The sequence below is a fragment of the Streptomyces sp. NPDC007896 genome (assembly GCF_042959425.1).
Taxonomy (GTDB): Bacteria; Actinomycetota; Actinomycetes; order Streptomycetales; family Streptomycetaceae; genus Streptomyces.
Window position 1 is genome coordinate 412,042 of sequence record NZ_JBIBKX010000001.1, and the last position, 17,955, is coordinate 429,996.

15 protein-coding genes are annotated in these 17,955 nt (G+C 69.7%); 1 reads left to right on the top strand and 14 read right to left on the bottom strand.

Annotated features, from left to right (window positions below):
- Positions 1–209: 209 nt before the first annotated feature.
- From ACFZDJ_RS01885 to ACFZDJ_RS01905, 5 genes are all read right to left on the bottom strand, one after another.
- Positions 210–1,796 (bottom strand): Na+/H+ antiporter, encoded by a 1,587-nt coding sequence (locus ACFZDJ_RS01885; protein WP_391055420.1) that lies wholly within the window; start codon positions 1,794–1,796, stop codon positions 210–212.
- A gap of 108 nt (positions 1,797–1,904) precedes the next feature.
- A complete protein-coding gene (locus ACFZDJ_RS01890; RefSeq protein WP_391055422.1) occupies positions 1,905–2,393 on the bottom strand; it encodes a GNAT family N-acetyltransferase in 489 nt (162 codons plus the stop codon).
- Positions 2,390–3,334 carry an RluA family pseudouridine synthase gene (locus ACFZDJ_RS01895; RefSeq protein WP_384905893.1) on the bottom strand — a complete coding sequence of 315 codons (945 nt, stop codon included), beginning with the start codon at positions 3,332–3,334 and terminating at the stop codon, positions 2,390–2,392. The genes ACFZDJ_RS01890 and ACFZDJ_RS01895 overlap by 4 nt, the downstream gene beginning before the upstream one ends.
- 147 nt (positions 3,335–3,481) lie before the next feature.
- A complete protein-coding gene (lspA, locus tag ACFZDJ_RS01900) occupies positions 3,482–4,078 on the bottom strand; it encodes a signal peptidase II (RefSeq protein WP_390928144.1) in 597 nt (198 codons plus the stop codon).
- A gap of 92 nt (positions 4,079–4,170) precedes the next feature.
- Positions 4,171–5,169: a TraR/DksA C4-type zinc finger protein gene (locus ACFZDJ_RS01905; protein WP_391055425.1), complete on the bottom strand. Its 999-nt coding sequence runs from the start codon at positions 5,167–5,169 to the stop codon at positions 4,171–4,173.
- A gap of 630 nt (positions 5,170–5,799) precedes the next feature.
- Between ACFZDJ_RS01905 and ileS the strand changes: the two genes are divergently transcribed.
- Entirely contained in the window at positions 5,800–8,943 is a 3,144-nt protein-coding gene (gene ileS / locus ACFZDJ_RS01910) for an isoleucine--tRNA ligase (protein ID WP_390928140.1), read from the top strand.
- 304 nt (positions 8,944–9,247) lie between these two features.
- On the opposite strand, the gene ACFZDJ_RS01915 is transcribed toward ileS, so the two are convergent.
- The 9 genes from ACFZDJ_RS01915 to ftsW form a co-directional block, all read right to left on the bottom strand.
- Positions 9,248–10,498 carry a DivIVA domain-containing protein gene (locus ACFZDJ_RS01915; protein ID WP_099923131.1) on the bottom strand — a complete coding sequence of 417 codons (1,251 nt, stop codon included), beginning with the start codon at positions 10,496–10,498 and terminating at the stop codon, positions 9,248–9,250.
- Between the two features lie 46 nt (positions 10,499–10,544).
- A complete protein-coding gene (locus ACFZDJ_RS01920) occupies positions 10,545–10,829 on the bottom strand; it encodes a YggT family protein (RefSeq protein ID WP_384905890.1) in 285 nt (94 codons plus the stop codon).
- A gap of 51 nt (positions 10,830–10,880) precedes the next feature.
- The gene (sepF, locus tag ACFZDJ_RS01925) at positions 10,881–11,522 is read right to left on the bottom strand and encodes a cell division protein SepF (protein WP_054231485.1); all 642 of its coding nucleotides are present in this window, start codon (positions 11,520–11,522) and stop codon (positions 10,881–10,883) included.
- Between the two features lie 129 nt (positions 11,523–11,651).
- Positions 11,652–12,371, bottom strand: coding sequence for a YggS family pyridoxal phosphate-dependent enzyme (locus ACFZDJ_RS01930; RefSeq protein WP_384905889.1), 720 nt, complete (start codon positions 12,369–12,371; stop codon positions 11,652–11,654).
- Between the two features lie 6 nt (positions 12,372–12,377).
- Positions 12,378–13,085, bottom strand: a complete 708-nt coding sequence (gene pgeF, locus ACFZDJ_RS01935) for a peptidoglycan editing factor PgeF (RefSeq protein ID WP_390928137.1) — start codon at positions 13,083–13,085, stop codon at positions 12,378–12,380.
- Between the two features lie 26 nt (positions 13,086–13,111).
- Positions 13,112–14,305 (bottom strand): cell division protein FtsZ, encoded by a 1,194-nt coding sequence (gene ftsZ, locus ACFZDJ_RS01940; protein WP_168508189.1) that lies wholly within the window; start codon positions 14,303–14,305, stop codon positions 13,112–13,114.
- Positions 14,306–14,580: 275 nt separating this feature from the next.
- Positions 14,581–15,366 carry an FtsQ-type POTRA domain-containing protein gene (locus tag ACFZDJ_RS01945; RefSeq protein WP_391055428.1) on the bottom strand — a complete coding sequence of 262 codons (786 nt, stop codon included), beginning with the start codon at positions 15,364–15,366 and terminating at the stop codon, positions 14,581–14,583.
- Between the two features lie 25 nt (positions 15,367–15,391).
- A complete protein-coding gene (gene murG / locus ACFZDJ_RS01950; RefSeq protein ID WP_101405646.1) occupies positions 15,392–16,483 on the bottom strand; it encodes an undecaprenyldiphospho-muramoylpentapeptide beta-N-acetylglucosaminyltransferase in 1,092 nt (363 codons plus the stop codon).
- Between the two features lie 6 nt (positions 16,484–16,489).
- Complete coding sequence (ftsW, locus tag ACFZDJ_RS01955) at positions 16,490–17,857, bottom strand: putative lipid II flippase FtsW (protein ID WP_391055431.1); 1,368 nt, start codon at positions 17,855–17,857, stop codon at positions 16,490–16,492.
- Between the last annotated feature and the right edge of the window lie 98 nt (positions 17,858–17,955).

A 17,955-nucleotide genomic window follows, 5' to 3' on the forward strand; every position in this document is an offset into this window, starting at 1 on the left:
CCCGCAGGCCGCAGGCCGCAGGCCGCAGGCCGCAGGCCGCAGGCCGCAGGCCGCAGGCCGCAGGCCGCAGGCCGCAGGCCGCAGGCCGCAGGCCGCGCAGAGTATCCGTATGCCTCTCCCCCGCAGCCGCCGACGGCGAGTCACCCCCACAAGCGACCGTCACTTGTCAGCGGGGTGGAAACGGGCGGTGCGCGGGCGGGAGAACACCCTCAACGCAAACTACGGACATCCAGGTGCCGCAGCACCCGGTCCACGATCTCCGGGTCCGCCCCCGGCTCACTCCGCGCCGACAACACCTCATGCCGCGCCGCACTCAACATCTCCCCCTGAATCCGCCGCAACCGCTTCACCCGTCGAGCCCGCTGCTCATGCGCCTCCCTCCGCTCCTCGTCCCCCAGATCCGGACTGATCCGCGTCCCGATGTCGAAGGCCCGCCGAATCAGCTGCTCGGACAACTCCTCCGGCAGCTCCTCCACCTCCTCGATCTCCTTGAGCCTCCGCTTCGCCGCCTTCGCCGCCCGAACCGCCAGCTCCTTCTCGAACGCCTTCTCGACATCCTCGTCGGCCCGCACCCCGAGCCGGCGCACCAGCCACGGCAGCGTGAGCCCCTGGAGCACCAGCGTCGCCATGATCACCCCGAACGCGATGAAGATGATCTCGTCCCGGTCGGGAAACGGCGACCCGTCGTCCATCTTCAGCGGAATGGCCAGTGCGAGGGCCACGGACGCGACCCCCCGCATCCCCGACCACCACATGATCACGGTCTCCCGCCACGAGGTCGGAATCTCCTCGTCGTAGTCCCGTTTCGCATGCAGCCGTTTCGTCAGCCACGTCGCCGGCATCAGATACGCCAGCCGTACGAACACCACGACGGCGACGATCGCGGCGGCCCAGCCCAGCATCTCGCCCCACCGCCCCGACGCCGTCCTGATCGCGTTGTGCAGCTCGAGCCCGATCAGTCCGAACGCGACCCCGGTGACCAGCGTGTCCACCACGTCCCAGAACGTGTACCCGGCGAGCCGCGTCAGGACGTCGTCGGCATCCGTGGCGTACTCCGCGAGGAACAGCGCGGTGGTGAGCACGGCGAGCACCCCCGACCCGTGCAGCTCCTCCGCCAGGACGTACGACGCGAAGGGCACCAGCAGCGTCATCCCGATCTGCAGCGTGGCGTCACCGAGCAGCGACATCAGCTTGTTCGCCGCCCACCCCAGCGCCAGCCCGATGGCGACCGCGACCACGGCGGACAGCACGAGATCGAGCCCGGCCCGCCACGGCGAGAAGGTGCCGCTCAGGGCGGCGGCGATCGCGACGTGGTAGAGCACGATGGCCGTCACGTCGTTGAAGAGCCCCTCGCCCTCCAGGATCGACACCAGTCGGCGGGGCAACCCGAGTTGCCCCGCGACGGCCGTCGCGGCGACCGGGTCCGGCGGCGCCACCAGCGCGCCCAGGGCGACGGCGGCGGCGATCGGCAGCCCCGGCACGATGGCGCTGGCGACGAAGGCCACGGCCGCGGTGGTGACGAACACCAGCGCCACGGCGAGCAGGAAGATCGGCCGTTTGTTGGCGGTGAACTGTCTCCACGAGGTGCGTCGCACCGAGGCGTACAGCAGTGGAGGCAGCAGCAGCGGCAGGATCAGGTCCGGCGGGACGTCCACGTTGGGTACGAAGTCCAGCACGGCCAGCACGATCCCGAGGAGCGTCATCAGCACGGGCGCCGGCAGCCCGAACCGGTCCCCCACCGGGACGCTCACCACGGCCCCGAGCATCAGCACGAACAACAGGGCCAACTGATCCACGGTCAGCGCTCCGGCAAGGTCTGGGCGATCAAGGAAGAGCCAGACCTCAAGCGTGCCACGCGCCTACGACAATGCCCTCCCGGCAGCCCGCGTGCGACGAACCCCGTCTCACAGAGCCTTGCGCATCGCCCGGTGGTCGATCCCGGCGTCGAGGAACTCCTCGCCGTACGCCACGTACCCGAGCCGCTCGTAGAACCCCATCGCCTGCGTCTGCGCGTGCAGGTCCACCGCGGCGAGCCCACGCGCGCGTGCCGCGTCCTCGATGGCCCCTGCGAGGGCCACGCCGACGCCGAGCCCGCGCGCCGTCTTCGTCACGGCGAGCCGGCCGAGCGAGCCGACCGTCAGGTCGCCGCCGGTCTTGGCGGCGGCCTCCGGGCCGTACAGGAGCCGCCCGGTGCCCAGCGGCACCCCGTCCTCGCGGATCGCCAGCACATGCAGGGCACCGGCGTCGTACGCGTCGTACTCGATGTCCTCAGGGACGCCCTGCTCGCCGACGAAGACCTCCTTGCGCACCGCGAAGCACGCCTCGCGGTCCGTGGCGTCCTCGGCCACCCGCACCGCGTAGGAGCCGCCCCGCGCCCCGTCCGAGGCGCTCACGCGTAGCTCTCCTCACGCACCTTGTCGAGCGCCTTCTGCAGGTCCTCGGGGTAGTCGCTCTCGAACTCCGCCCACTGCCCGTCCCCGGGGTGCTCGAAGCCGAGCCGCACCGCGTGCAGCCACTGCCGGGTCAGGCCGAGCCGCTTGGCGATCGTCGGGTCCGCGCCGTAGGTCAGGTCGCCCACGCAGGGGTGGCGGTGGGCCGCCATGTGGACACGGATCTGATGGGTGCGGCCGGTCTCCAGCTTGATGTCGAGCAGGCTGGCCGCGCGGAACGCCTCGATCAGGTCGTAGTGCGTGACGGACGGCTTGCCCTCGGCCGTCACCGCCCACTTGTAGTCGTGGTTCGGGTGCCGGCCGATGGGCGCGTCGATGGTGCCGCTCATCGGGTCGGGGTGCCCCTGGACCAGCGCGTTGTACCGCTTGTCGACCGTGCGTTCCTTGAACTGCCGCTTCAGCGAGGTGTACGCGCGCTCCGACTTGGCCACGACCATCAGCCCGGAGGTGCCGACGTCCAGCCGGTGCACGATGCCCTGCCGCTCGGCGGCACCCGAGGTCGAGATCCGGTATCCGGCCGCCGCGAGGCCGCCGATCACCGTCGGACCGCTCCAGCCGGGGCTCGGGTGCGCGGCCACACCGACCGGCTTGATGATCACGACCATGTCGTCGTCGTCGTGCACGATCTCCATGCCCTCGACGGGCTCGGCGACGATCTGCACGGGGGCGGGAGCCTGCGGCATCTCCACTTCGAGCCAGGCGCCGCCGTGCACCCGCTCGGACTTTCCGACCACCGAGCCGTCGACCGTGACCTTCCCCGCCGCGGCGAGCTCGGCGGCCTTCGTGCGGGAGAAGCCGAACATGCGGGAGATGGCGGCGTCGACGCGCTCGCCCTCCAGGCCGTCGGGCACGGGCAGGTTGCGGATCTCGGGAATGGTGCTCACCCGTCGAGTATGCCGGACGGCTCGGACACCGCCGGACCATCGCCCGAACAGCAGTGCCCGTGGACCTGCCTCCAGACGTCCTTCCGGAGTCCTTCCAGACGTCCCCGTACGACACTCCGTGCGGTCCGATCAGTCCTTGTGGACCGATCAGTCCTTGTGGACCGTGCCGTCCGGGTCGAGCCCGCGGAAGGACAGCAGCACGATCAGGATGCCGCCGCAGACGATCGCCGAGTCGGCCAGGTTGAAGACCGCGAAGTGCTTGGGCGCGATGAAGTCCACGACCGCGCCCTCGAAGATCCCGGGCGAACGGAAGATCCGGTCGGTCAGGTTGCCGAGCGCACCGCCCAGCAGCAGACCGAGCGCGATCGCCCAGGGCAGGCTGTAGAGCTTGCGCGCGAGCCGCGCGATCACCACGATCACGGCCGCGGCGATCACCGTGAAGATGATCGTGAACGCCTCGCCGAAGCCGAAGGCCGCTCCCGCGTTGCGGATCGCCTCGAGCCTCAGCCAGTCCCCGATGATCTGGATCGGCGCGTGGTGCTCCAGCTTCGCGACCACGATCAGCTTGCTGATCAGGTCGAGGGCGTACGCCAGGGCGGCGACGGTGAACAGGACGGCGATCCTGCGCCTGCCCCTGGGCCCCTCGGCCGGGGCCCCGGTCCCTTCCACGCCGGACTGCTCCGGCTCGGCGCCGCCCGCTCCTGGGGTATCCGGCGTACCGATGATGCGCTCCGCCTCTGCCACGTGAGTGAGTCCCTCGACCTAGGTGCCTGACTGAGGACGAGGGTACGGCACACCCCCCGGCGCCCACGTGCGCAGGAGCCCTCCCGCGTCATTCAGTAGCGGCGTTCCTGCTTCTGCTTGCACTCGACGCACAGGGTGGCCCGCGGGAAGGCCTGCATCCGCGCCTTGCCGATGGGGTTGCCGCAGTTCTCGCAGAGCCCGTACGTGCCCGCGTCGAGCCGCTCCAGCGCTCGCTCGGTCTGCTCCAGCATCTCGCGCGCGTTGGCCGCCAGGGCCATCTCGTGCTCGCGTGTGATGTTCTTCGTGCCGGTGTCCGCCTGATCGTCGCCCGCACCGTCGCCGGAGTCGCGCATCAGGCCCGCGATCGCCTCTTCGGACGACGAGATCTCGGTGCTCAGCCGCAACGCCTCGGACTGGAGTTCGACACGCGCCTCCGCGACCTCCTCCGGAGTCCAGGGGTCCTCGCCGGGGCGCACCGCGAGCTCGCCGGGCTCCACCGCGGCGATCCGTGCCTTGGGAACCGCGGTGGGGTTCTGCGCCGCCGTGGCCGTGCCAGGAGTCTTCTTCGCAACCACCGTCGTGGCTCCCGTCGTCTTCGCGGCCTTGGCCGCGCCTTCGGCCGCGGAAGCGACCGACTTCTTCGCCGTACTGGTGCTTTTCCTTGCCGTGCCGGTGCTCTTCCTGGCCACGCTCTTCCCGTCGGCCTTCTTGGCCACCGTCTTCCGGGCCACGGCTTCCTTGGCCAGCACTTCCTTGGCCACCGTTTTCTTGGAGACCGCTTTCTTGGCGACCGTCTTCTTGGTGGCTCCCTTCGTAGCGGCCGCATTGCCGGTGGTGGTCTTCGGAGCGGCCGTCTTCCCGACTCCGGCGGCCTTACCCGCAGCCGCTTTCCTGGTGGCCGCCGCCTTCTTGCCGACAGCGGCTTTCGTGGCCGTCTTGGCGACGGTCTTCGTGGCGGTCTTCACCGGGTCGGCCGCCGCGTGCGCCACGGGCGCCACCGACGCGCTCTTCTTCCCACCCACGTCCTTGGCCGTCGGACCCGTGGATCTGCCGGACGCCGACTGCTGTACGGCGGTCTTCTTCGCCACCATGGCCGCGGCCCCTTCACATATTGTGATTTTGCGCGCAAATCGTGCTGGGACGATAAATCGACTTCTGGTCCACGGCAACCGGGCGCACCAGCGTTTCGTCCGCCCCGCGGGTCCCTCGCGAGGAACCTGCATGCGTTGTGCCCAGCTCCCCGCAGGGTAATCCGCCAGGTCCGGCGTCCCAGGATCCGGACGCCCGTGCCTCGCCGTTCGGGTCACCGCGCAGGCCGCGGCACCACCCCGGGCGGCCCCGGCGGCGTACCCCGGAAAACCGGTCGGCCGCCGTCCGCGCGGCGCCGTACACTGGGCGCAGCGAAAAGCGTGGATGGGGACGAGTAGCGGCGAACGCAGCCAAGAGCGACCCGGGGACGGTGGAAGCCCGGGGGCGAGCGCGACGCGAAGATCACCCCGGAGCCGCCGGAAGAAAGCCGCAGCGAGCGAGCAGCGGCCGGTAGAACCGGCATCGCGACCCCAATGAGGGGGCTCACTGGTGCACAGCACGCACTGGGGAGCCAAGGAGGGTGGTACCGCGGGAGCGCGCCGCGCACGGCGTCCGCAGCATCCAGGAGATGGCTGCTCAGGCTCTCGTCCCTCCGGACGGAAGGCAGAAAGTCCGCCGGAGGAAGCTCGCTGATGACAACGCCGACGTACCGCCAGGTGCCCGCCCAGGTCGACCTGCCCGCCCTCGAGCACGCCGTGCTCGACTTCTGGCGCGAGCAGAAGATCTTCGCCAAGAGCCTTGAGCAGTCCGAAGGGCGCCCCGAGTGGGTGTTCTACGAGGGCCCGCCCACCGCGAACGGCATGCCGGGCGCCCACCACATCGAGGCGCGCGTCTTCAAGGACGTCTTCCCGCGCTTCCGCACCATGCGCGGCTACCACGTGGCCCGCAAGGCCGGCTGGGACTGCCACGGCCTCCCGGTCGAGCTCGCGGTGGAGAAGGAGCTCGGCTTCACCGACAAGCAGGACATCGAGGCGTACGGCATCGCCGCGTTCAACGCCAAGTGCCGCGAGTCCGTGACCCGTCACACCGACGCGTTCACCGAGCTCACGAACCGCATGGGCTACTGGGTCGACCTCGATGACGCCTACCGCACGATGGACCCCGAGTACGTGGAGTCCGTGTGGTGGTCGCTCAAGGAGATCTTCAACAAGGGTCTGCTGGTCCAGGACTACCGCGTGGCCCCGTGGTGCCCGCGCGACGAGACGGGTCTGTCGGACCACGAGCTGGCGCAGGGCTACGAGACGGTCGTCGACCCGTCCGTGTACGTCCGTTTCCCGCTCACCTCCGGTCCGCTGGCCGGCCAGGCCGCGCTCCTGGTGTGGACGACGACCCCGTGGACGCTGGTCTCCAACACCGCGGTCGCCGCGCACCCCGAGGTCACCTACGTCGTCGCGACGAACGGTGAGGAGAAGTTCGTCGTCGCCGCGCCGCTCGTCGAGAAGGCGCTCGGCGAGGGCTGGGAGACCACCGGTGAGACCTTCACCGGCGCCGAGATGGAGCGCTGGACCTATCAACGTCCGTTCGAGCTGGTGGAGTTCCCCACCGAGGCCCACTACGTGGTCAACGCCGAGTACGTGACGACCGAGGACGGTACGGGTCTGGTCCACCAGTCCCCCGCCTTCGGCGAGGACGACCTCAAGGTCTGCCGGGCGTACGGACTGCCGGTGGTGAACCCCGTCCGCCCGAACGGCACCTTCGAGGAGAGCGTCCCGCTCGTCGGCGGTGTCTTCTTCAAGAAGGCGGACGAAAAGCTCACCGAGGACCTCCAGCAGCGCGGTCTGCTCTTCAAGCACATCCCGTACGAGCACAGCTACCCGCACTGCTGGCGCTGTCACACCGCGCTCCTCTACTACGCGCAGCCGTCCTGGTACATCCGCACCACCGCCATCAAGGACCGTCTCCTCCAGGAGAACGAGAAGACCAACTGGTTCCCGGACTCCGTCAAGCACGGCCGCTTCGGCGACTGGCTGAACAACAACGTCGACTGGGCGCTGTCCCGCAGTCGCTACTGGGGCACCCCGCTCCCGCTGTGGCGCTGCGAGGAGGGCCATCTCACCTGTGTCGGCTCCCGCGCCGAGCTCTCCGAGCTGACGGGCACCGACCAGTCGAACCTGGACCCGCACCGCCCGTTCATCGACGAGGTCACCTTCGCGTGCCCGCAGGACGGCTGCGGACGGACGGCGACGCGCGTGCCGGAGGTCATCGACGCCTGGTACGACTCGGGTTCGATGCCGTTCGCGCAGTGGGGCTACCCGTACAAGAACAAGGAGCTCTTCGAGAGCCGCTACCCGGCGCAGTTCATCTCCGAGGCCATCGACCAGACCCGCGGCTGGTTCTACACGCTGATGGCCGTCGGCACCCTGGTCTTCGACAAGTCCTCGTACGAGAACGTGGTGTGCCTCGGCCACATCCTCGCCGAGGACGGCCGCAAGATGTCCAAGCACCTGGGCAACATCCTGCAGCCGATCCCGCTGATGGACCAGCACGGCGCGGACGCGGTGCGCTGGTTCATGGCGGCCGGCGGCTCGCCCTGGGCGGCCCGCCGCGTCGGCCACGGCACCATCCAGGAGGTGGTGCGCAAGACGCTCCTGACCTACTGGAACACGGTCGCCTTCCAGGCCCTGTACGCCCGCACCTCCGACTGGGCCCCCTCCGAGGCCGATCCCGCCCCGGCCGACCGTCCGGTCCTCGACCGCTGGCTGCTCTCCGAGCTGCACGCGCTCACCGACCAGGTCACACAGGCGCTGGAGGCGTACGACACCCAGCGCGCCGGAAAGCTCCTCTCCGCGTTCGTCGACGACCTCTCGAACTGGTACGTGCGCCGGTCCCGCCGCCGCTTCTGGCAGGGCGACAAGGCCGCGCTGCGGACCCTGCACGAGGTCGTGGAGACGGTCACGCGGCTGATGGCCCCGCTGACCCCGTTCATCACCGAGCGGGTCTGGCAGGACCTGATCGTCCCCGTGACGCCGGGCGCCCCCGAGTCCGTACACCTGTCCTCGTGGCCGGAGGCGGACCTGTCCGCCATCGACCCGGAGCTGTCGAGGCAGATGGTCCTCGTCCGGCGTCTCGTGGAGCTGGGCCGCGCCACGCGCGCGGAGTCGGGCGTCAAGACGCGCCAGCCGCTGTCCCGCGCGCTGGTCGGGGCGATCGGCTTCGAGTCCCTCGACGGGGAGCTGCACGCGCAGATCACCGAAGAGCTGAACGTCACCTCCCTCGCCTCCCTCTCCGAGGTGGGCGGCTCGCTGGTCGACACCACGGCCAAGGCGAACTTCCGCGCGCTGGGCAAGCGCTTCGGCAAGGGCGTCCAGGCGGTCGCCAAGGTGATCGCCGAGACGGACGCGGCGGCCCTCTCCCTCGCCCTGCGCGAGGGCACCGCCTCGGTCGAGGTCGACGGCGAGACGGTGACGCTGGCCGCGGACGAGGTCATCATCACGGAGACCCCGCGGGAGGGGTGGTCGGTGGCGTCCGACTCGGGTGCCACGGTCGCTCTGGACCTGGAGATCACCGAGGAGCTGCGGCAGGCGGGCCTCGCCCGTGACGCGATCCGGCTGATCCAGGAGGCCCGCAAGAACAGCGGCCTCGACGTGGCCGACCGGATCGCGCTGCGCTGGACGTCCACCGACCCGGCCGTCATCGCCGCCCTGAACGAGCACGCCGCGCTGATCGCCGACGAGGTCCTCGCCACCGACTTCGCCCAGGGCGAGGCGGACGACACCTACGGCGCTCCGTTCACCGACGAGGGGCTGTCCCTCACCTTCCGCCTCCGCAAGGCGTAGCCCCGGGCGGCGGCGGGGCCGATCGCGCGGTTCCCCGCGCCCCCGGGCCGGGGCTGCGCCCCCGGCCCTTTTGTCGATCTGAACAGCCCCCACCCACCCGCAGCCGAAGCACGAAGGCCGGGGCCCACCAAAGATCTTGGTGGGCCCCGGCCTTCGGCGTTGCGTACCCCGTACAGATGCCCCAAGGGAACCGCACGCCCGCCCGAAACAACCCAGCAAAAGGGCACAGCAAAAGGGCGGAGCCCCGGAAAGATCCGGGGCTCCGCCCTGAACGCTGCCGACGCCTAAGGCGTACTCAAGGCCGTCAGTTGTCGTCCTCGTCGATGAGGAACCCACGCATCGGCGAGGGCGCCTGCTGCATCGGCGACGGTCCCTGGGGCCGTACCGGAGCCATCGGCTGGGTCATGGCCGGCGACATCTGCTGCTGCCCGCCGTAGGAGGGCGCGGCCGGTGCCGGGGCGCCGCCCATGCCCTGACCGCCGTACGACGGCGCACTCGCGCCGGCCGGAGCCATCGAGGGCGCGGAGGGCGACGGCAGGGAGGCCGTGGCCGGCGTACGCGGCGGGGCGAGCGAGTCGTCCGCCTGCGTCTCCAGCTGGCGCAGCTGCGACTCCAGGTAGGACTTCAGACGCGTGCGGTACTCGCGCTCGAAGCCACGCAGGTCCTCGACCTTGCGCTCCAGCGTGGCGCGGGCGGACTCCAGGGAGCCCATCGCGACACGGTGCTTCTCCTGCGCGTCCCGCTCCAGCGCGTCGGCCTTGGCACGGGCGTCACGCTCGAGACCCTCGGCGCGGCTGCGGGCCTCGCCGACGATCTTGTTGGCCTCGGAGCGGGCCTCGGCGATCGCCTGGTCGGCGGTCTGCTGAGCCAGCGAGAGAACACGCGCGGCGCTGTCGCCACCGGGGCCCTGCTGCGGCATCTGCGGGCCGTGACCGCCCATGGGGCCACCCATGGGTCCGCCCATCGGGCCACCCATCTGCTGCTGCATCTGGGGCTGCATCTGGCCCGGCATCTGCTGCTGCATCTGCTGGCCGGGACCCTGGCCCATCGGACCCTGGCCCATCTGCCCTTGACCCATCGGACCCTGGCCCATGGGGCCCTGGCCCATCTGGCCCTGACCCATGGGGCCCTGGCCCATCGGACCCTGACCCATGGGGCCCTGGCCCTGCTGGCCGCCCTGGGCACTGGGGCCCGCGGGCAGCTGCGGCGCACCGCTGGGCAGCTGGGGCGGACCACCCATGGGGCCACCCATCTGCTGCTGCGGCGGGCCCGATATGCCGGCGGGTACGGGGGCGCCGGGACCTCGCATGCCCTGCGGCGGGCCCTGCTGATCCTGCTGCTCGGGCGGCTTGCGCATGCCCTGCTGCTGGTTCTGCGCAGCCGCGCGCGTGGCCGCCGCCAGCTTGGCGCGCAGGTCCTCGTTCTCGCGGAGCAGCCGCGTCAGTTCGGCTTCGACCTCGTCGAGGAAGGCATCGACCTCGTCCTCGTCATAGCCTTCTCGGAGGCGGACGGTCGTGAACTGCTTGTTCCGCACGTCCTCGGGGGTCAACGGCATCTCTTCACCTCAACGTAGTCGTCGGCATTCGGCAAGACCGTATCGTTCACAGCTGCCTCACGACGGAGATCAGGATGTAGACGATGATCATCAGTACGAAGAAGGACAGGTCAAGCGCCACGCCCCCGAGACGCAGCGGCGGAATGAACCGCCGCAGAAGCTTGAGCGGTGGATCGGTGACAGTGTAGGTGGCCTCGAGAACGACCACCATCGCCTTGCCGGGTTGCCATGAGCGGGCGAACTGGAAGACGTAGTCCATGACCAACCGGAAAATCAACACGACGAGGAAACACGTCAGCGCGATGTAGAGAACCTGCCCGACCACGCTCATGATCCGCGCTTCCCTCTCCCCAGTTTCCGTACCTTGATCCGGTCCTGCGTCTCAGCTCTGGTTGAAGAACCCGCCCTCTGCGATGCGGGCCTTGTCCTCCGCCGTGACATCGACGTTAGCAGGCGACAACAGGAACACCTTCTGCGTCACCCGCTCGATGCTGCCGTGGAGACCAAACACCAAACCGGCCGCAAAGTCGACAAGTCGCTTCGCATCTGTGTCATCCATCTCAGTCAGATTCATGATCACCGGGGTGCCCTCACGGAAGTGTTCCCCGATGGTACGGGCCTCGTTGTAGGTCCGCGGGTGAAGCGTGGTGATCCGGTACGGCTCTCGTTCCGACACGACCTTGGGCATGATCACCGGTGCGTTCTTCTCCAGGCTTGCGCGTTCTTGTGTGATGGACGCCACGGGCGCGATCCGCGCCGGACGGCTGGATTCCGCAGTGAGCGAAGCGGAATGCGGCACCGGATCGCGAGGTGCCGGAGGCTGCACCATTCGTACCGATTCATCCCGTTGGGACTGGTGTGCCTGATGCGACTGGTGGGGCGGCTCGTGCCGCCGCCGGTCACGCTCGGGCTCCGGGTCGAGCTCGGGCTCGAACTCGTCATCGGGGTCGAATCCCCTGCCGTCGTACCCATCGTCCTCCACGAGGCCGAGGTAGACCGCCATCTTGCGCATCGCGCCGGCCATGCTCTGAGTCCTCCGCTCTGTGGTGGATCGGCTGACGAAGTGCCAAGTGCCCGCGATCCACGAGGTCGTTATGCCCGCCAGTGGCGGTAATGACCATATTTTCTGCTGTGGTCCGACTTCTTGGCGACGTTACCCGAGCCCGGGTCGGACTCCGAGTACCGCCGTACCGACGCGTACATGTGTCGCTCCGGCCGCCACGGCCTGCTCGAGGTCCGCACTCATCCCTGCAGACACCATGTTCGCAGCAGGATGCGTGCGGCGCATAGCAGTCGACAAATCCATCAGCCTCTCGAACGCCGCTTGTTGGCGCCCGGCGTAAGCCCCGGTGAGCGGTGCGACGGTCATCAGTCCGTCGAGCCGGAGCCCGGGCGCCCCGGCGACGAGGTCGGCCAACTCTTCGATTCCGCCGACTCCGACGCCTCCCCGCTCACCCCGGCCGCTCTCCTGCGCGTCCAGTGCGACCTGGATGAGGCAGCCCACCTCGCGCTCCACCCGCACCGCCTCCTTCGACAGGGCCGTGACAAGCCGGGCACGGTCCACGGACTGCACCACATCCGCATAACCGACCACAGAGCGCACCTTGTTGGTCTGCAACTGACCGACAAAATGCCACGAGAGGGGCAGATCCGAGCAAGCCGCCGCCTTGGGCGCCGCGTCCTGGTCCCGGTTCTCGGCGACGTGGCGCACACCGAGTTCCGACAGAACCCGCACATCACTGGCGGGGTAGGTCTTGGTGACCACGATCAGGGTCACCTCTGCGCGCTTGCGCCCGGCGGCCACACAGGCCGCCGCGATGCGCTCTTCCACTTTCGCCAGATTTCCGGCGAGTTGAGCCTTACGGTCCGTCATGCCCCATCAGTCCAGCCAGACATAGCCTGCGAGCCGCCCGGTCGTGCGGTCCCGTCGGTACGAGAAGTGGTCGTCCGACTCCAGCGTGCACACCGGCGACTGCGCCCGGTCGCACACCCCGAGTCGTTCCAACTGCGCGTGCACTCCGGCGGTCACATCGACCGCGGGAGTGCCCCAGCTGGTCTCGGCGTACGCCGCCGGCTCGGCGGCGGCGACTTCGGCGCGCATCTCGTCCGGCACCTCGTAGCACCGGCCGCAGACCGCGGGTCCGGTGCGGGCGATGATCCGCCCGGGCTCGGCGCCGAGTTCCACCATGGCCCGTACGGCGGCGGGGACGACCCCGGCGACCATGCCGGGCCGACCCGCGTGGGCGGCGGCCGCGATCCCGGCGACCGGGTCGGCCAGCAGGACCGGCGTGCAGTCGGCGGTGAGGACGGCGAGGGCGAGCCCGCGCCGCGCGGTCACGATCGCGTCGACCGACGGGATCTCCGAGGAGAGCCACGGTCCGTCGACCACCGCCACGTCCGGCCCGTGCACCTGGTTCATCCACACGACCAGGGCCGGGTCCAGTCCGAGCGACTTGGCGGCCAGTTCACGATTGGTCCGTACGGCGTCGGGATCGTCGCCGACCGCTCCGCCGAGGTTGAGCTCCTCGTACGGAACGGCGCTCACCCCGCCCCACCGGTCGGTGAAGGCGAAGTGCGCGCCGCTCACGGTGCTCGTTTCGGAGCGATGTCCTATCACTTCAGGAAGTCCGGCACGTCCAGCTCCTCGGCCGCGCTGTCCGAGTAGGCGCGGGACGGCGGGACCGGCGGAGCGACCGGGACCTCGTTGACCGGCTCCGGGGTGGGCTCCGGGGCCTCCTTCGGCGTGACGCTGCCGAGCGAGCCGAAGGACGGACGGCTCTCGGCGGCCCGTACCGGCGCGGGCTCCTCGCGCTGCTTGGCGGAGGTGGAGCCGAGGATGTTGTCCCGCTTGGCCGGCGGCTGGCCGCCGTCGAAGCCGGCGGCGATCACGGTGACCCGCACCTCGTCGCCGAGCGCGTCGTCGATGACCGCGCCGAAGATGATGTTGGCCTCGGGGTGCGCGGCCTCGCTGACCAGCTGGGCGGCCTCGTTGATCTCGAAAAGGCCGAGGTCGGAGCCGCCGGAGATGGAGAGCAGGACGCCGCGCGCGCCGTCGATGGAGGCTTCCAGGAGCGGCGAGGAGATCGCCATCTCGGCCGCCGCCACGGCGCGGTCGTCGCCGCGGGCCGAGCCGATGCCCATGAGCGCGGAACCCGCCTCGGACATCACGGACTTGACGTCGGCGAAGTCGAGGTTGATCAGACCGGGCGTGGTGATGAGGTCGGTGATGCCCTGAACACCCGACAGCAGGACCTGGTCCGCCGACTTGAAGGCGTCGAGGACGGAGACCTGGCGGTCCGAGATGGACAGCAGTCGGTCGTTCGGGATGACGATGAGGGTGTCGACCTCTTCGCGGAGTTCCGCGATGCCGTCCTCGGCCTGGTTGGCGCGACGCCGTCCTTCGAAGGTGAAGGGGCGGGTGACCACGCCGATGGTGAGGGCGCCGAGCGAGCGGGCGATGTTGGCCACGACGGGCGCGCCGCCGGTGCCGGTGCCGCCGCCTTCACCGGCCGTCACGAAGACCATGTCGGCCCCCTTGAGGACCTCCTCGATCTCCTCGCGGTGGTCCTCTGCCGCCTTGCGGCCGACGGCCGGGTTGGCTCCGGCGCCGAGTCCGCGCGTGAGTTCGCGGCCGACGTCGAGCTTGACGTCGGCGTCGCTCATCAACAGAGCTTGCGCGTCCGTGTTGATGGCGATGAACTCGACGCCCTTGAGACCGACCTCGATCATCCGGTTGATGGCATTGACACCACCGCCGCCGACACCGATGACTTTGATGACTGCGAGGTAGTTCTGCGGTGCTGCCACGTCGAAGGCCTCTCGCCTCGAGTTACGTGTCGTCGCCTCGCACGCTCGCGATCCGACGACTGATGCCGAATGGGACGGTCCGAACGCCGACCCGAACCCTAACGCTGAAGTTTAGGGTTACCAGTGTGTCTGTTCCTTGGACTCTTCCGAACAGGACACTAAGTCGACAAGTGGCGCACGTTCAACGAACACGCCGAACCTCCCGTTTTTCTTTTCACCCTATGTGATCAGCCGTAGCGCTGCCCAACCAGGGTGCTGGCCTGCACTGATGTGCGTCAACTCCCCGATGAAGCAGGGGCGATGGGGGCACTCACATCGAAGTGCCGGGCCCCTGGAGCTGCTTTCATGAGAGCGGTGAGCGTCCTGGCCTTCGCGCGGCCGTTCTCGCCGCTCCCCCACTGGACGCTGCGTCCGCCGCTCAACTCCAGCGAGATCGAGTCGTACGAACGGACCTTGACGATCCGGGTGTCGCGACGGACGGCGGCCGGAATGTCCCCGGCCACCCCCACCGCCTCGCGCACCAGCCGGTCGACCGGGAAGCGGCGCAGAACGGCCGCCTTGGACACCGCCAATTCCAGCGCGGGCACGCCCTTCGGGGCAGTAGAAACTGTCGCGAAACGCACGCCCTTGGCGTCCACTTCGACGTACTTGCCGCCGTTTCCGGTGCTTTTGAGAATGAGCACCGGGGTGCGTTCGGTCACTTTCAGCCCGATTCCGTGCGGCCAGGAACGGACGACATCAACCGAGTCGATTCGGGGCAATTTCCGGCGCAATCGCGCCTCAACGGCATCGGTATCGATGGAAATCAGCGGCGATCCGACCCGCACGTCGGCCGCGTCGCGCACTTGCCGGTCCGTCAGGACCCGCACCCCGGAGACCGACACCTTCTCGACCCGCAGCCACGGCGAGCCGTAGAGCAGCCAGAGCGCGGCCGCCGTCACCAACACCACCGCGATCAAAAGGATGATGAGCACACGAAGGCGACGCAACCGCCTGAGGCGGGGCGAGCCGGACTCCAACTTCTGCCGTTCACCGCGCTCGGCGGTCGTCGGTCCGGCCACGCTCCCTGCCTTCCCTCATGCGGTCCTAGCGGTGGCGAGAGGCGATCGCCTCGTACACCATGCCGACGAGCAGGTCGTCGGCGTCCCGGCGACCGAACTCGCTGGCGGCGCGGGACATCTCGTACAGCCGGTGCGGGTCGGCGAGCACGGGCAGCACGTTCTGCTGCACCCACTGGGGCGTCAGCTCCGCGTCGTCGACAAGGAGGCCGCCACCGGCCTTGACCACCGGCTGGGCGTTCAGCCGCTGTTCGCCGTTGCCGATGGGCAGCGGGACGTAGGCGGCGGGCAGCCCGACGGCGGAGAGTTCGGCGACGGTCATCGCGCCCGCGCGGCAGAGCATCATGTCGGCCGCGGCGTACGCGAGGTCCATCCGGTCCACGTACGGTACCGGGATGTACGGGGGCATTCCCGGCATCTGGTGGACCTGCGGCAGTTCGTTCTTCGGGCCGACCGCGTGCAGGATCTGGATACCGGCCTGCTGAAGGTACGGAGCCGCCTGCTGGACGACCTCGTTGAGGCGCCGTGCGCCCTGCGAGCCGCCGGAAACCAGCAAGGTCGGCAGCGAGGGGTCGAGACCGAACGCGGCGCGCGCCTCGGGGCGTACGGCGGCCCGGTCGAGGGTGGCGATCGAGCGGCGCAGCGGGATGCCGATGTAGCGGGCGCCGCGCAGCTTGTTGTCCGGGGTCGAGACGGCGACCTGCGCCGCGTACCGGGAACCGATCTTGTTGGCGAGGCCCGGCCGGGCGTTGGCCTCGTGGATCACGATCGGCACGCCGAGGCGCTTGGCCGCGAGGTAGGCGGGCAGCGCCACATAGCCGCCGAAGCCGACGACCGCGTCCGCCTTGGTGCGCTCCAGGACCTGCTCGGCCGCCTTGATCGTGCCGCGCAGCCGCCCTGGGACGGTGATCAGCTCGGGTGTGGGCTTGCGGGGCAGCGGGACGGCGGGGATCAGCGCGAGTTCGTAGCCCCGCTCCGGTACGAGCCGGGTCTCAAGTCCGCGTTCCGTGCCCAGGGCCGTGATCCCCACGGTCGGGTCCTGCCTGCGCAGGGCGTCCGCGAGGGCGAGCGCGGGCTCGATGTGGCCGGCGGTCCCCCCGCCGGCGAGTACGACATGCACCGAAATTCACCGCTCTCCGGACGAACGCGCCGCCGAGGCACGCCGTCGCATCGTGTTCCATCTCCGAGGCCCCGCGGCCCCCGCGGAGCCTCTCACCGCAGCACGCTTTCTGCCAAAGCGGGGTTGCCGCATCGCAAGCGCCGCCCGCGCAGCGGGCTCGTCGCGTGCGAAGGCGATCAGCAGCCCGATGGCGAACATGGTCGGCAGCAGGGCGGACCCTCCGTAGGAGAACAGCGGGAGCGGGACTCCGGCGATCGGCAGCAGACCGAGCACCGCACCGATGTTGATCACGGCCTGGGCCGTGATCCAGGTGGTCACGCCTCCCGCGGCATACCTCACGAAGGGGTCCTCCGTGCGTCCGGCCACGCGGATACCCGCATAGCCTAGAGCCGCGAAGAGGGCGAGCACCGACAGCGTCCCCGCGAGGCCCAGTTCCTCCCCGGTGATGGCGAAGATGAAGTCGGTGTGCGCTTCGGGAAGTTGGCCCCATTTTTCCACACTGGCGCCGAGGCCGGAACCGAAGATTCCGCCGGAGGCGAGCGCGTAGATGCCGTGCACACCCTGCCAGCAGATGTCGTTCGGTCCGGGGTCGGTGGCGCCGATGCAGGCGAGCCGGTTCAGGCGATGCGGGCTGGTCTTGATGGCGATGGCGCCGAGCACCACGGCGACGCTCAGCACCCCGGCGAACAGACGCGTGGGCGCCCCGGCCATCCACAGCAGCCCGAACAGGATCGCGGTCAGGATGATCGTCGTACCCATGTCGCCACCGAGCATGATCAGCCCGAGCAGCAGGAAGGTGCCCGGGACGAGCGGCACCAGCATGTGCTTCCACTGCGTGAGCATGCCCTTGTCCTGCTTGCGGGCGAGCAGGTCGGCGCCCCACAGCACGAGCGCTAGCTTGCCGAACTCGCTGGGCTGGATCTGGAACGAGCCGCCGAGGGAGATCCAGTTCTGGTTGCCGTTGACCGCCATCCCTATCCCCGGGACCTGCACGAGGATCATCAGGAAGACCGCGGCGGCCAGGATCGGATACGCCAGCGCCCGGTGCAGTTTCACCGGCACCCGCATGGCGATCAGGAGCAGCACGGTGCCGATGGAGGCCGCGAGGAACTGTTTGCGGAAGAAGAACGACCCCGGCAGCGAGAGCTGCAGCGCCGTGATCATCGAGGCCGAGTAGACCATCACCAGGCCCAGCACGGTGATCAACAGGCTGCTGCCGAAGATCAGATAGTAGGCGGTGAGCGGACGGTCCCAGGCCTTGTGGGCGCGCAGGTAGAGCAGACGCAGGGGGTTGTCGCGCGGGGGCCGGGGGCGTCCGGCGGGGCGCCGTGGGGCACGCTGGACGGGGGGACGGCCAGTGCGGCTACTGGCCATCACCGGCTCCGTCCGCCATGCCCCGGGAGGGCGTCCCGCAGGGCGATGAGGGTCCCCACAATGGCGTCACGCGTCCCTCCCAAGGGTCCCGGGCGCGC

What these genes read in the sequence shown, in the direction of transcription:
- ACFZDJ_RS01915 (WP_099923131.1), bottom strand. Translation starts at nt 10,498, where the DNA reads ATGCCGTTGACCCCCGAGGACGTGCGGAACAAGCAGTTCACGACCGTC.
- ftsW (WP_391055431.1), bottom strand. Translation starts at nt 17,857, where the DNA reads ATGGCCAGTAGCCGCACTGGCCGTCCCCCCGTCCAGCGTGCCCCACGG.
- ACFZDJ_RS01930 (WP_384905889.1), bottom strand. Translation starts at nt 12,371, where the DNA reads ATGACGGACCGTAAGGCTCAACTCGCCGGAAATCTGGCGAAAGTGGAA.
- ACFZDJ_RS01905 (WP_391055425.1), bottom strand. Translation starts at nt 5,169, where the DNA reads ATGGTGGCGAAGAAGACCGCCGTACAGCAGTCGGCGTCCGGCAGATCC.
- sepF (WP_054231485.1), bottom strand. Translation starts at nt 11,522, where the DNA reads ATGGCCGGCGCGATGCGCAAGATGGCGGTCTACCTCGGCCTCGTGGAG.
- ACFZDJ_RS01920 (WP_384905890.1), bottom strand. Translation starts at nt 10,829, where the DNA reads ATGAGCGTGGTCGGGCAGGTTCTCTACATCGCGCTGACGTGTTTCCTC.
- ileS (WP_390928140.1), top strand. Translation starts at nt 5,800, where the DNA reads ATGACAACGCCGACGTACCGCCAGGTGCCCGCCCAGGTCGACCTGCCC.